12 protein-coding genes and 1 pseudogene are annotated in these 14,055 nt (G+C 39.4%); 4 read left to right on the top strand and 9 right to left on the bottom strand.

Going from position 1 to position 14,055, the window contains the following annotated elements; translation table 11 throughout:
• Window positions 1-12: 12 nt before the first annotated feature.
• Complete coding sequence (locus tag D5F11_RS26245) at window positions 13-168, bottom strand: hypothetical protein (protein WP_185830606.1); 156 nt, start codon at window positions 166-168, stop codon at window positions 13-15.
• 197 nt (window positions 169-365) lie between these two features.
• Here D5F11_RS26245 and D5F11_RS09715 point away from each other — a divergent pair, with 197 nt between their 5' ends.
• Window positions 366-1,262: a LysR family transcriptional regulator gene (locus D5F11_RS09715; RefSeq protein WP_120118435.1), complete on the top strand. Its 897-nt coding sequence runs from the start codon at window positions 366-368 to the stop codon at window positions 1,260-1,262.
• A 592-nt stretch (window positions 1,263-1,854) separates the two neighbouring features.
• Here the strand turns inward: D5F11_RS09715 and alr are convergent.
• From alr to D5F11_RS09685, 7 genes and pseudogenes are all read right to left on the bottom strand, one after another.
• Window positions 1,855-3,024 (bottom strand): alanine racemase, encoded by a 1,170-nt coding sequence (alr, locus tag D5F11_RS09710; protein ID WP_120118436.1) that lies wholly within the window; start codon window positions 3,022-3,024, stop codon window positions 1,855-1,857.
• A 100-nt stretch (window positions 3,025-3,124) separates the two neighbouring features.
• Entirely contained in the window at window positions 3,125-3,364 is a 240-nt protein-coding gene (locus tag D5F11_RS09705; protein WP_120118437.1) for a thioredoxin family protein, read from the bottom strand.
• 361 nt (window positions 3,365-3,725) lie between these two features.
• Window positions 3,726-4,409 (bottom strand): MOSC domain-containing protein, encoded by a 684-nt coding sequence (locus D5F11_RS09700; RefSeq protein ID WP_120118438.1) that lies wholly within the window; start codon window positions 4,407-4,409, stop codon window positions 3,726-3,728.
• The gene (locus D5F11_RS27915) at window positions 4,409-4,732 is read right to left on the bottom strand and encodes a bifunctional hydroxymethylpyrimidine kinase/phosphomethylpyrimidine kinase (RefSeq protein WP_342776016.1); all 324 of its coding nucleotides are present in this window, start codon (window positions 4,730-4,732) and stop codon (window positions 4,409-4,411) included. Before D5F11_RS27915 ends, D5F11_RS09700 begins: the two co-directional genes overlap by 1 nt.
• Window positions 4,733-4,734: 2 nt before the next feature.
• Window positions 4,735-5,193 (bottom strand): annotated as a pseudogene (thiD, locus tag D5F11_RS27910) (bifunctional hydroxymethylpyrimidine kinase/phosphomethylpyrimidine kinase).
• A 322-nt stretch (window positions 5,194-5,515) separates the two neighbouring features.
• Entirely contained in the window at window positions 5,516-6,733 is a 1,218-nt protein-coding gene (locus tag D5F11_RS09690) for a cysteine desulfurase (protein ID WP_120118439.1), read from the bottom strand.
• A gap of 86 nt (window positions 6,734-6,819) precedes the next feature.
• Window positions 6,820-8,073, bottom strand: coding sequence for a serine hydroxymethyltransferase (locus D5F11_RS09685; RefSeq protein ID WP_120118440.1), 1,254 nt, complete (start codon window positions 8,071-8,073; stop codon window positions 6,820-6,822).
• 424 nt (window positions 8,074-8,497) lie between these two features.
• On the opposite strand from D5F11_RS09685, the gene D5F11_RS09680 reads away from it, so the two are divergent.
• The 3 genes from D5F11_RS09680 (at window position 8,498) to D5F11_RS27740 (ending at window position 12,131) form a co-directional block, all read left to right on the top strand.
• The gene (locus tag D5F11_RS09680) at window positions 8,498-9,820 is read left to right on the top strand and encodes an aminotransferase family protein (protein WP_120118441.1); all 1,323 of its coding nucleotides are present in this window, start codon (window positions 8,498-8,500) and stop codon (window positions 9,818-9,820) included.
• A 585-nt stretch (window positions 9,821-10,405) separates the two neighbouring features.
• Window positions 10,406-10,924 (top strand): cupin domain-containing protein, encoded by a 519-nt coding sequence (locus D5F11_RS09675; protein WP_120118442.1) that lies wholly within the window; start codon window positions 10,406-10,408, stop codon window positions 10,922-10,924.
• 1,072 nt (window positions 10,925-11,996) lie between these two features.
• Complete coding sequence (locus D5F11_RS27740; protein ID WP_281277082.1) at window positions 11,997-12,131, top strand: hypothetical protein; 135 nt, start codon at window positions 11,997-11,999, stop codon at window positions 12,129-12,131.
• 885 nt (window positions 12,132-13,016) lie between these two features.
• Here D5F11_RS27740 and vgb(A) read toward each other — a convergent pair.
• The gene (vgb(A), locus tag D5F11_RS09665) at window positions 13,017-13,919 is read right to left on the bottom strand and encodes a streptogramin B lyase Vgb(A) (protein ID WP_120118445.1); all 903 of its coding nucleotides are present in this window, start codon (window positions 13,917-13,919) and stop codon (window positions 13,017-13,019) included.
• Between the last annotated feature and the right edge of the window lie 136 nt (window positions 13,920-14,055).

Raw genomic sequence — 14,055 nt, 5'->3', positions numbered from 1 at the left:
CCTTATTCCCCCTTATGAATTGAAAATATTATCAAATGCGCCTTGGCGTATTTGCGCCCAGATTTTATCGAGCTCTGCTCGATAAGTTTCCTCTGAAAATCTGTGGCATCCGCCGGAGACTTTAACTTTATTCAGCTGGGGTTTGTACCCCACTGAATGGAATACCAATCATTCATCTCACCACTTACAGAAGTAGAAGACTTCTGCTGATGAAGTTAAATGTCCGATAACAAAGACTTAAATCCCCTGCTCCTTTCAATCACCTTATCAAATCAAATATATATTAGATATTTTCTATGATTTGCTCTATAATAATAGAAATAATCTATTATTATGTGAAAATGAACGATAAAGGAGGATGTCAGATGGAATTAAAGCAATTGGAATACTTTATGACCCTATGTCAGGAACTCCATTTTACCCGCGCGGCAGAGAAGCTTGGTATCGCCCAGCCCTCCCTAAGCCAACAAATCCGTTTACTGGAGCACGAAATCGGAACCCCCCTATTTGATCGCGTCGGCAAAAAAACTCTAATGACTGAAGCAGGTAAAACGTTGCTCCACCATGGCTACAATGTGTTTCATGAACTTTCACAGGCGCGTGCGGCAATCAGCGAACTACAAGGGTTAAAGAGAGGTACATTGAAAATTGGTGCACTTCTCACAGTAGTAAATTACTTGCTGTCGCCGACGGCTATCAGGTTTAATCAAAGCTACCCGAATATAGAACTTTCTATTCTTGGTCTACGAACCGGAGATATTTACGAGGGGCTTCTAAAAAACGAACTTGATTTGGGTATCGTATATTTACCGATGGAACATGAAGATTTGGAAACAATTCCGCTCTATAAAGAAGCGCTTGCTCTTGCGGTACCTGCTGATCATCCCGTTGCCAGTGAACCGATTGTAACACTTGACATTATTAAAAAAACTCCTTCTGTTTTATTGCCTGACACATATTTTTTACGGCAGCTGATTAATGAGCGATGCCGCTCATTCGAATTTACACCACAGCCGGTAATGGAAATGACGACGATGGAATCAATTATTAATATGGTCAGCATGGGCGTTGGCGTTACCATTCTTCCAAAAGCGTACCTCGATTATCATGAAAATGAGCAAATACGAACAATCCCGATCCATGATCCGATACTTACTACCCAAATCGGTGTCGTATATCGGAAAAACAAATATTTATGCGCGGCCAGCCGTGTGTTTATGGAACAATTAATCAGTACGGTCAAGGATGAACAAATTGACTGAGTGACCCTATCTTTTTAGTGTAGGTAGAAAACAAAGCGATGTCTTAAAAGAAAAAATTATTTGTCTTTCCTTGTTAAATAAGAGTAGATTCTTTACTAAGATGTTCTTCCGTTTATTCGCTTCGTATCATGCTTAACGCGATGAACAATGATGTACATAGGTGATCGTGAAGTCGACCATTCTCAAAACAAGTCATAGTATTCCGATTTAGTATAAATTGAAGTAAGGGATTGTTCAATTCAATAATTAATATGATTTGAATTGGTATCTCCTATGATTAGACCTGTTAGTACACTACCTTCAGCCCGAAATAGAGATTAGGTTCGAGATAGTCTTGGAGGTTGGCTGTACGAGAAAGATATTTTTGTATAAGCTCACATTAATGGGGCGTGACGGCCCCGCTCACATTCTGATTAAAACGAAACAGCCCAAAAAGGAATCCCGCACAATGGGACCTTTTTTTGAATGGCAGAAATGCCAACGCTGATCCAAAGCTTCATCGTAATAATGTCATACTGTGGGTTGAACAATTTTCATTTCTTAAGTGCGAATCAGCCATCACAACAGCCTTCCCACATTACTCTGTACCGCATCACATGGAAAATGAGATCCGATAATTCTCAACCTCAAGATGCCGAGAGCCTCTTTTATATACACGGGGAACGCGAAAATTGATCGTACATGTTACCTCGTAATTGATCGTTCCCAGTTTTTCGGCAATTTCTTCCACTGTAACAAAGTCTTCAGATTCTTTGCCGCCAATCAAGGTAACCTTAGTGCCAATCGGTAAATAGTTAGGAAGCTTAACCATCATCTGATCCATACAAATCCTGCCAACAATGTTCGCACGCTGTCCATTTACAATAACACTTTGGCTTTCTAGCTTACGCAGCCAGCCATCAGCATATCCAACTGGAAGCGTGGCAATCCATTCCTCACTCTGTGCTTGGTAGTCTGCCCCATATCCGATGGATTCGCCCGGAAGAACTTTTTTTACATGAACGATTTTGGTGTGAAGCGAGAATACCTGTTTCCCTTTCGCAAGCGGAGCTTTTTCCTGTGATGTGGCAAGACCGTAGATTGCAATCCCGACCCTGACCGTATTAAACAAGGAATCCTTGTGGCAAAGGGCGCCTGCGCTATTGGCGGCATGTACATATTTCGGGGTCTTTTCCAACACTGATACATATTGTTTAAAAAGTTCCAGCTGCCGCTGATAATATTTTTCTGAAGTTAGGTCGGCGGTCGAAAAGTGGGTGAATATCCCCTCTAATTCAAATGAATATGCATAATGAATGAATCGTTCGACTTCCTTTAATTCGTTTTTATGCTTAAGTCCAATGCGCCCCATCCCGGTATCGCACTTAATATGGACTTTGAGCGGCGGATCCCTGCTATCAATCACCCGACTGGCTTCTTTGAGCCACTCTATTTGGAATACCGAGACTGAAATATGATGCCTGGCGGCAACACCCGCATCCACTGGCCTGATAAGGCCTAGAACAAGAATTGGCGCTTGAATCCCTCTCAGCCTAAGGGACAATGCTTCATCAAGCAAAGCGACAACAAGGCCATGAGCGCCCGCTCTCAGGGCTTCTTTTGCTACTTGAAAATCTCCGTGTCCATAAGCATTTGCTTTTACCGAAGCAAACAATTTCGTTCCCTTCGGCAGTCCATTACAAATAGCTTGTACATTTTGATAAAGTGCGTCCATGTCAATCTCTACCCATGTATCACGAAAATATTGAGTTTGGCCAATCAAAAAAAGTCACGCTCCCCAGGAGTTTAAATTGACTCCTCTATTGATTATTCAACTCACTCCAAAAAGAGGTGCCCCTGCCGACACCTCCTTTTTCTAGCCATTACCCTTTTTTTACATCTTCCAAGCTTGCACCATAATTGATATGGTAGATGTCACCTTCAATAACCAATGCAGGAACGGATTTAATCCCAACTCTCTCTGCTTCTTCAATACGGTTTCGTTCTGTACCAAGATGGACGATTTCTGTACTGATTTTTGAGTTATCAAGATACTCAAGCACAACTTGTTCAGCATCTACGCAAATTGGGCACCCAGCATGATAAAAAACTGCTTTTGTCATTTTCCATCCACTCCCTGAATATTTTATGTAGCTTTACTACATATTTATATCGTAAGTGAAACCAACTATCATGAACAATCCCTTATTTCTTATCATTATCATAGGGATAGGTAATGATTTTACATTCGTAATTCAGGATAATAGCTATTACTGTTTTTACAACTATACTTTTTCAGCGCCTTCATATTAATCTTAGATTTTACTGCATTTTATATGAAGTCCACGCGCGTAAAATCAATAAAAGGATAGCAATTGCTATCCTTTTATTGGTGGTGCTTAAATTTGGCTGAAGACAAAGCAATAGGTTTATCGACCCTAGAACCTTAGTTACGAATGAAAATATTATTAATGAATAGACCTCTCATTTATTGCCGGTTAATCTTTCCCGAGAATCAACCTCGTCTCCCTTTAAACGTTTTAAAAATGTTTTCCTCCAATTTAGCGACAGTTCTTCCACTTCGAGTATCTTTTTTATCCCTTCGATATTTCCTTTCTCACGATGCATAATCTGATTTGCAAAAGAAACCGTAATAGCATTAGTATGACTGTAAATTTTTGTAAAACCAGCTGAATTGGATACCATCCCTTCTTTCAGAACACGACAGTAAAAGCCCGTGTAGCCTGATTTCTGTACCTTTAGCGGCAATTCAGGCTTTCCGTACTTAACCGATAATTTGTAACAAGGCTGCCTTGGTTGACTAACCTGAACAATTGCATTGTCAAGCTCAAATATATCACCGATGCAAACGTCTGTTTCTAACAATCCTTGGGTTGTTAAATTTTCTCCAAAAGCACCGTACTCCAGCTTTTTTTTCAATTCATTTTCCCAATAGGGATAATGTTCAAAAGGATAAACGCATACAGCCTTCTCCTTGCCTCCGTGATGAACAAGGTCGCCCTGACCATCCCCCTCAAAGTTCAGCCATGATAAAAATAAAGATTTATGTACAGGTGTCTTAAATATACCCGTGGAAACTTCTTGATTATGAAACTGTACCTGTATCGGTTTACTCACATTGATTGAAAGGATTTTGACTTGATTCATTAGCAATCCCCCTTAACTTCTTCTAAGCTCTCTCTGTCCAATGTGCTAGATTTTAGACTATATAATTTCTTACCTTGACTTCTGTTTCGCTCTATTTTTGATAGGCGGCATGGTATGGGGGCCGACGTTGCTCTTAAATGCAATGGAGTGGCGAATCGCAGCTGTAATAATTTTTTTGATTCCTCCACAGCCTCTAGGACGGATTTACCTTTTGCTAACTGGGCTGTGATTGCGGCAGAGTAGCTGCACCTTGCTCCATTTGTATGGATTGTATCAATACGCCACGCTTCAAGTATATGGAACTTCTCACCATCATATAACACATCTACAGCAGGACCTTCCAGACGGCCTCCTTTGACATCGGGCCAAGCTTTTGTAGCTCCACTGCCGCTAGTTTTAAGTCCTCAACAGTTGTAAGTTGCTGATTCGTTTCTAACAGCAGTGCTACTTCCGGCATATTTGGTGTAATGATCGTGGCTAGGGGTATCAATTTTGTTTTTAGAGTTTCAATGGCATCGTCTTTTAACAAAGCCGAGTCCATTTTGCCAATCATGACTGGGTCCACAACAATATTGGGCGTGTCTGATTCTTTAATTCACTTGGCCACATGGGCAATGATCTCATTTGTATAGAGCATTCCCGTTTTTATCGCATCTGCCCCGGCGTCACGCAGCACCGTATAATACTTGCGCTTCAATGGCATTCCTATGGGAAATACGTCTTGATCGGAGCGTGGATGATTCGCAACCATACTTGTGATAGCACTGAGGCCAAATACATCCATTTCCTGGAAGGTTTTTAAATCGGTCTGGATTCCAGCGCCGCCCCTTGCAGCAGAACCCGCAATCGATAACGCTCTAGGTACCTGCATGTGATCAAATCCTCTCTGGCTTATGAATCTAAAAATCTATATGGAATGCGCTTAGTTCCTTTTAGTATTTATTTCTGTTTTGTCCCTAATTGCATAGTTGCAATTCCTGACATGGAATCTAAATTCTCATTACCTAGATCGTCCCAAAATCGGCTTCCTTCGTCTTTTGTTAACGAGATGGGGTTTCTAATATACGTCGAAAATAGGGCGTTTTCTCTGTGATATCCTAACAAAATCACTCCTTGAAATATTCTTTCGTTTTTTGTAGAGCCAATAGAAAGCGATCAACATCCTCTTCTGTATTGTATAAATAAAAGCTAGCACGAGCCGTAGCGCCAATACTTAAATGTCTCATAAGCGGTTGACAGCAATGGTGCCCGGCACGGATAGCCACCCCATACGTATCAAGCACAGTAGCAACATCATGCGCATGAATATTCCCCAAATTAAATGTAACCAACCCTAAATGACCATCTTTCGGACCATACATCGTCAAATCTTCAATCCTCCCCATTTGTTCTACCGCATAGCGGGTTAATTGATTGTCATGTTCTGCAATAGTATTCATTCCGATTTGTTCAAGAAAATCGATTGCGGCACCTAAGCCGATTGCGCCAGCGATGATTGGTGTGCCCCCTTCGAACTTCCAAGGAAGCTCTTTCCACGATGCATTATGTAAACTCACATGATCAATCATTTCTCCTCCGAATTCAATCGGTTCCATTTGTTCAAGAAGAGCTTTTCTTCCGTACAGTGCCCCAACTCCGGTTGGTCCGCACATTTTATGCCCAGAAAACGCATAGAAATCACAGCCCAATTCTTGAACGTCCACCTTAATATGGGGAGCACTTTGTGCTCCATCCACAACTAGAACAGCCCCATTCTTACGGGCAATAACAGCCATTTGTTTCACCGGATTGGCAATACCAAGTACGTTGGAAACATGCGAAACCGACACCACTTTTGTTCGGTTTGTGACCGACTTCTCTACATCTTCAATCGAAAAGGTTCCGTCTGGATGCAGCGGAATATATTTTAATACGGCGCCTGTGGCCTTTGCTGCTTGCTGCCAAGGAAGCAGATTGCTGTGATGCTCCATCGCAGAGACAACAATCTCATCCCCCTTCCTGCATACAGTCCGCGCATAACTGCTTGCTACGAGATTGAGCGCCGATGTAGCGCCACGAGTAAAAATGATTTCTTTTTCTGAAGTCGCTCCAAGAAAGCGGGCTACTTTTACTCGTGCTCCTTCATAAGCATCAGTTGCACGCATCCCTAGTGTGTGCACTCCCCGATGTACGTTCGAATGATCCCATTCATAATAATGCTTCACCGCTTCAATCACATGAATTGGTTTTTGGGCCGAAGCAGCACTATCCAAATAAACCAGAGGATAGCCATGAATTTTCTGGTTTAGTATTGGAAAAAGCTCGCGAATTTCTGAAGACTCCATCATTATTCCCTCCTTGCACCGTTCATTTTGTCGATAAGCCTTCATCTCAATCCCCGATAAATGGCTGGTACGGCTATACACTCGTTCTATATTCTGCTTAATTTACTTTCATATAAAGGGAACCGCGAGGTTATCCCCTTTACCTTATCGCTCATTTTTTCCTGTATTTCCGAACAACTAGGATTTTTTAAAGCTTGAGCTATAATGCCTGCAATCACCTTCATTTCTTCCGGTCCCATACCTCTTGTTGTCACAGCAGGTGTCCCAATACGAATCCCACTTGTTATCAGCGGACTTGTCGTATCAAAAGGAATTGTATTTTTATTAACGGTAATTCCAATGTCATCAAGCAATTGCTGAGCCTGTTTCCCAGTCAGCCCTATGTTGCGAAGATCAAGGAGAATTAAATGGTTATCAGTTCCCCCAGAGATAACTTGCAGGTCTTCTGCCATTAATGCTTCTGCTAGTACTTTGGCATTTTGAACGACGCGTTCTATGTATGTTTTAAACTCGGGCTTGGCGTTTTCTCCAAAAGCAACAGCTTTCGCTGCAATCATATGCATGAGTGGGCCGCCTTGAGTTGTTGGAAAGACCGCTTTGTCAATGGCCCGGGCCCATGATTTGCGACATAAAATAACTCCTCCCCTCGGTCCACGTAGCGTTTTATGGGTTGTTGTCGTTACAAAGTCAGCGTACGGAACAGGGCTTGGGTGCAATCCTGTTGCAACGATTCCAGCAATATGAGCCATATCTACGAGGAACAATGCGCCTACTTCTTCTGCAATCTGAGCAAACTGCTCGAAGTCGATCATTCGCGGATAAGCGCTTGCTCCTACGACAATCATTCGCGGCTTATGTTTATGGGCCAATTTCCGTACCTCATCGAAATCGATGCGAAAGGTTTTATCGTTCACTCCATATGGGATAAAATTATACATTTTTCCGGAAGCATTGACAGGGCTTCCATGCGTCAAATGCCCCCCATGTGACAGATCCATGCCGAGAATCGTATCACCAAACTCAACTGCTGCAAAATATACCGCCATGTTCGCCTGGGCTCCTGAATGGGGCTGCACATTGGCGTGCTCTGCACAGAATAGCTCCTTAACTCTTTGTCTTGCCAACTCTTCCACAATATCCACGTAATCACAACCGCCATAATATCTTTTTCCCGGGTAGCCTTCAGCATATTTATTGGTTAAGACGGTCCCCATCGCTTCCATCACCGCCTCACTTACAAAATTTTCAGAAGCAATTAGTTCTATCTTATTTCGTTGCCGCATAAGTTCTAGTTTGGTGGCAGTTGCTATGTCAGGATCTTGTTTGCGTAAATGTCTCATTCTATCATTCTCCTTTGGTATATGCTTTGGCTGATTTTCCTGTTGGCTGAAATCTACAACTGACAACAGGATATGATTCTCTTATTGCGATTTAGTATAAATCGCAGAAAATGATTAAACAATCTAATAATCCATATTGTTTCGATAGGAAAATACTATAATAAAAAGCACTATCATCTTTAACTATTTCTCAGCTCGCTCATTCATGAAAAAAATAGCGGAGAGCTCAAATATCTTTCCTATCACTCCCATTATTGATTTTACATACGAACCTTTATCACTTTCCTCTTGCATAATGATAGGAATATCCTATTAAAATGATATAGATTATTAGATTGTATATTTTTTCACCTCAAATTAAACTAAATGTGCAATACCGCTATATTTCCACATTTTTATACAACTTTGAAAAGGAGCGATTCTTATGAGCAATGAAACATTGAGGCAAGAATTAGTTGAATTGGACAAGAAATATTTTATTCATCCGACATCTTCATTACAGGATCAGCAAGAAAACGGTCCTGGCATTATTTTTGATAAAGCTGAGGGTGTTTATGTTACAGATGTTAATGGAAAGAAATATCTTGAAGGCATGGCTTCCCTTTGGAATGTAAACATTGGATATGGCCGTAAGGAAATTGCTGAAGCAGCAAAAGAGCAACTTGAAAAATGTGCGTACGTTTCTAGTTTTACTGGCTTGAGTAACGAACCTGCTATTCGTCTTGCTGCTAAGATTGCTGAAATAACACCTGGCGATTTAAATGGCGTATTCTTTACTTCCGGCGGTTCTGAATCAAACGATTCAGCATATAAGTTTGTCCGCCACTACTGGAAAGTGAAAGGAAAGCCTGAAAAAACAAAAATCATTGCTCGTGAAAGGGCGTATCATGGAGTTGCATCCGGTTCCACAAGTGCCACCGGGATCAAATCATTCCATGAGTTTACTACATCACTAGCACCTGGGTTCGTGCATATTGATCCGGATGATCCTGATGCTTTTAGAAAAGCAATTGAAGAAGAAGGAGCAGATACCATCGCGGCATTCCTAACTGAGCCTATTCAAGGAGCGGGCGGAGTAAACTTCCCCAAAGAAGGATACCTAAAGGAAATCCGTAAAATCTGTGATGAATATGATATCTTGTTCATTGCTGATGAAGTAATCAGCGGCTTTGGGCGTACAGGAAAAATGTTCGCTTGCGAACACTATGATATAGTTCCAGATGTAATGATAATGGCTAAAGGTATTTCCAGTGGGTATATTCAATTAGGTGCAGTTGTGTTACGTGAACACGTACATCAAGATTTAATTAAATACTCCAAAGGCGTCTTGATGCATGGACTCACTTATAGCGGTCACCCAACAGCTTGCGCCGTTGGTTTGAAAAACATTGAAATTATGGAAAATGAAAACATGGTTGAGAATTCCAAGGTAATGGGAGACCTTCTAGCGAGCAAATTAAAAGAGCTTCAAAAAGAAACTGATATCGTCGGTGAAGTGCGTCACCTTGGATTAGTTGGTGCAATTGAACTTGTTAAAAATCAGGAAACTGGCGAACGTTTTAAGGAAAAAGTCTCTGTAAAAGTTGTAGCTAAAGCAAGAGAACGCGGATTAATCTTGCGTAACGTTGTATACTGGGATAAAGATACAATTGTTTATTCTCCTCCGCTTTGCATCAATGAAAAGGAAGTTAACGAATTTGTGGATATCCTTAAAGGTGCGATTTTTGAGGTACAAACATCACTATAATTTTAGATTTAAAAGAGCGGGCTATCATAGCCGCTCTTTTTCATTTCTCAAAGTTTTCTAAGGAAGGGAGGGGCATCGCAAAAGGACTTGACTTCTAGAAAGATTGAGATTGTGAGTGTCCTTATTATATTTGGTATATTTCATGCTATATGAATATAGAGATGGTTAGATTACCTTGATTCGAATTATAAATCACCAATAACTATAGTTTTAGTCTATCATTTCCATAAAAATAATTGTATTGATCAATGAAAATAGACAATTATACTGATATATAAAGAACAAATTTGAGTTTTATCAAAAAAGTGTCTCCTATTACAGTACCTACAGACAGTCCATCGTACGGTAATTGAGTCATATTTACTCCGTATATACATCGAATCGATACGCGGGACTAAGGAATGTGTGGATGAACCTCTTAAAGACATGGGCGAGAACCGGCAAGGCAGGAAGGAGCGGATATTTGAATACCTTAAATATTTGGATCTCTCGTTTTAATAATCAATAGACAGGTGAATGAGAATTTCGAGAAGATAAAGGCACCTTGAAGAAAAATTTTACATTATCCAAGGAGGGACAAGAGCAATGAGCAAAGAAAGAACAGAAATAATGTCTGTATCAGAATTTCGCAAAAAAACTATGAAGCCAAGGCTGCGCCCAGCCGTATGGAAATGGGAAGATATTTATCCTAAGCTTAAGGAGACAGTAGCTTCACCAGAGAAAGGCCGCGGCACCATTTCTCTAGTGCATAAAGATACAGGTAATGCATACGGGGTATCCCCTACTCTTAATGTTATAGTCCAGGTTTTTAAGCCTGGAGTACATGAACACGCGCATCGTCATTCAAATGTTGCACTCTTTTTTGTTTTTCAAGGCCAAGGATATAGTATCATTGATGAAGAAATAATTGAGTGGAAAAAAGGCGACCTTGTATTAGCTCCTTCTTGGTCAAAACATGAGCATTGCAATACGTCTGATACAGAAGACGCTATTCTTATCACATTCCAAGACGTCCCCCATGTCAGTAGCTTGGGAGCATGGTTTTTCGAAGAGCCAATCGGAGAAATGCCTAGTCATATGGTGGGAGAACCGCTGGACTCTTAATAAGAGGATATTATAGACAGACAATTGCGCACCGGTTGTTTTCCTTCTTATACTACTTACAAAACCTATAAAATGCCCAAATTCAAAGAGGGGCATTTTATAGGTTTGAATTATTTAATGATGTTAGTGAGTACCATTCTGAATTATCTTCTCATTCATTTTGAAGTATCTCAATACCGCATTTTTTGCTTGCTTTCGAATAATAAGGGCTAAGAGATAGACTAGTATCCCCTTCTTTATCCCCTATCATTAGGACCATTATGTAATCGCTCTAGTGGATTTATATAAAAGATAAAATGTTTTGTAAATTCACGAGTCAGACCGCTGATAACCAGCTATCTATTTTCATCACTTCGCATCGCACACCTTTATGGACTGCTATAAACCTTTCATTTTGGATATATCATCCCAATCCATGTATCCAACAATCATATTTTTTCAAGAAACCACTCCTCTGTCTTTTTGTCTCTCTCGATTATTGATATGCCCTAAGGAATTCTATTGATAATAACCATCAATGATAACGATTATCAATGAAATAGATTTCTTTGTCTACCTGTTGCGGGAACTTCTCCTTTTATTGAGGGAGCAAAAATTCAGGCGAACAACTGAACCTTGCATTTCAATTATTTATCCTATAATTAATGTTTCCTATAAGAGTAAAAGAGGGTTAGGTAAAATTTAGTAAGGAAAATAACCTTTTCTTTCAACATACGCCCCTTCTCCTTATTGGACCGATCGACAAAACATTTTCCAATGAGAAAGTCCTAAACTGTCTTTTCGTGTAGCAGTAAGCTTTTATGGTTGATTCAGTAACGGCAAGCACTTTTATAATACGTTGGGATAATTGGTTATCCCTGTTGATGTAGACTAATTCAAGTCTCTGACTGGACCCTGCTGCACTTTTTAACAAGCCACTCATATCATCACCGGAGCATTTGTTCGTTTTTTGTTATTATAATAGAACGTTAGTTCGTTATTCAAGTGGTGCAATTTTCTTACAATTAAAAGGGATTATTAATTATGTGTAGAATTATAGTTCTAATGGACCATTAATAAAGGGGTGTGTTTGATGTTGTTGGACAGACTTTTTGAATTAACCGAGGAAATGATCAAAGATAATTTGGATACTGAGGCTGTGAAGATTAAATTGGATGGAGAAATAAATAAAGAAGCGCTCTATGTTTGTAAGGTAAAAAATACATAAGAACTCCAAAACTGTTGTTGCAACAGTTTCTTGTTGTCGAGCCAGAGTACATCTTGGATAATTTACTTTCTTTCCTCTAATATTTTAACTAGTCTTATAAGAAAATATAAAGCAATCCAAGGCAATAAATACATAGTAGTAAATTTTATCCCACTAATTACTCCTAAAAGCGATACATGGAATACAATTAACATTAAAACTAGAATAATTAAAAACGCGACTCCAACTATTATTTTTTTCAAGTCCTTAGCCCCTCTCATTTATTGTTCATAATAATTATTATACCTAACAATTTTTAACAATTAAATACAAGTTATTTAATAAACCGGGTCAGCTTGATTTTCCAGACTATTACTTTTTTGATATGGGTACTGACAAATAAAAATAAAGTTGTTTAAAATTTGAACCGGTGTAAAGTTGCTTAAGACAAATCTATAATTCCCTTTCTGTTTTCGCAATTTGTGTAAGAATAATAAAGTTGTTTAAATTTAAACGATTGAATCTGCATGATTACGTTATTAAATTTAACTAAATTTGTAGCTTCAAAATAAAGATTGATCAAAAACACCACGCATACCCCATTTTACGTTAAATAGAATGAACCCGTTTTAAAAAAAGACTGACAAAACGAGTTCATTGTTTGTGAAGCACTATAAAATTTTTATAAAAAAGTTTGATTATTTTCTGTTTATGTTGTTCAATTAAAGCGCCCTCTAATGGAATAACACATTAATTTCTATTGTTTACTGTCGTAATAAGAATACTCCCCCATCAAAATGTTTTGCTTCGTTATAGTAGGTTTTATAAATTGAAGATTCCGATTTCCTTGTATTGGGAAGATCTTTTCCGGATCAGGTCCATAGTGATTGTTAAAAGGCAGAAGACTCACCCCTTTTTATCCTTGATTAAAGTTAATTTACCGATCTTGTCGCATTCCAATGCAAACCAAATGCTTTCACCATTACTACTTGAAATACCATGTGGTTCAGCATTTTCGGTTTGAATTGGATATTCCTCAATAATATTATTGCTTGTCAACCTTCCTATTTTATTAGCCCCCCATTCTGTGAACCATAAATCCGTTCCTGATCCAGCAGTAATTGCATGAGGCCGAGCATTGGGCGTTGGAATTTTGAATTCAGTAATTTCTCCAGAGGTAGTTATTCGCCCTACTTTATTACCGATAATTTCTACAAACCATAGAGCATCATCGTTTCCCTTTGTAATACCCACCGGTCCTGATGCAGGTGTAGGAATTTTAAACTCCGTAATTTCTCCACTTTCTGTAATTCTGCCAATAGCATTATTTTGATTTTCTGTGAACCATAGGGCATTATCAGATCCCATAGTGATAAAAGAAGGAAAAGAACCTTTAGTAGGCAGCTCATATTCACGAATATTACCGTCGTCCGTAATACATCCAATACGGTTGCCATTCAGTTCTGTAAACCATATATCTCCACTTGGCCCTTCTGTAATACCATAGGGTGCTGAATTTAGGTTAGGCAATGTATATTCATTAATAATCCCCTCTTTTGTAAGTCTTCCTATTTTGTTTGCTGCATTCTCAGTAAACCAGACATCACCTTCTGAAGATACGGTTAAACACAACACTTTTGCATCTGGCGTCGGCAATGAGTACTCTGTAATTTTTCCATCCAAATTGATGCAACTTATCTTATTTGCCTTATGTTGTGTAACCCAGACCTTGCCATTGTCCGAAACAGTTATGCCGTATGGCCCTGTATCTTGGTTGGCAAGATTTAATTCTTGTAATTTATATTCCACTCTAATCCCTCCGTGTTACTTAAATTCAATTTCAAAACAAAAAGCCTCCTATCTCGTTTTCGAGATAGGAGACAATGCAGTACAAATTAAAGCTTGAATAGACTTGTGGGGTACAAAAGTCTATTTCAAAGTCAAA

Origin of the sequence: Siminovitchia terrae (assembly GCF_003605405.2) — a bacterium.
GTDB classification, from domain to species: Bacteria; Bacillota; Bacilli; order Bacillales; family Bacillaceae_C; genus Siminovitchia; species Siminovitchia terrae.
This window is presented reverse-complemented; position numbering and strand designations above follow the sequence as displayed.

Coding starts and splice junctions, on each gene's coding strand:
- D5F11_RS09715 (WP_120118435.1), top strand. CDS start 366: ATGGAATTAAAGCAATTGGAATACTTTATGACCCTATGTCAGGAACTC.
- D5F11_RS09705 (WP_120118437.1), bottom strand. CDS start 3,364: ATGACAAAAGCAGTTTTTTATCATGCTGGGTGCCCAATTTGCGTAGAT.
- D5F11_RS09700 (WP_120118438.1), bottom strand. CDS start 4,409: ATGAATCAAGTCAAAATCCTTTCAATCAATGTGAGTAAACCGATACAG.
- D5F11_RS09690 (WP_120118439.1), bottom strand. CDS start 6,733: ATGGAGTCTTCAGAAATTCGCGAGCTTTTTCCAATACTAAACCAGAAA.
- D5F11_RS09685 (WP_120118440.1), bottom strand. CDS start 8,073: ATGAGACATTTACGCAAACAAGATCCTGACATAGCAACTGCCACCAAA.
- D5F11_RS09680 (WP_120118441.1), top strand. CDS start 8,498: ATGAGCAATGAAACATTGAGGCAAGAATTAGTTGAATTGGACAAGAAA.
- D5F11_RS09675 (WP_120118442.1), top strand. CDS start 10,406: ATGAGCAAAGAAAGAACAGAAATAATGTCTGTATCAGAATTTCGCAAA.
- D5F11_RS27740 (WP_281277082.1), top strand. CDS start 11,997: ATGTTGTTGGACAGACTTTTTGAATTAACCGAGGAAATGATCAAAGAT.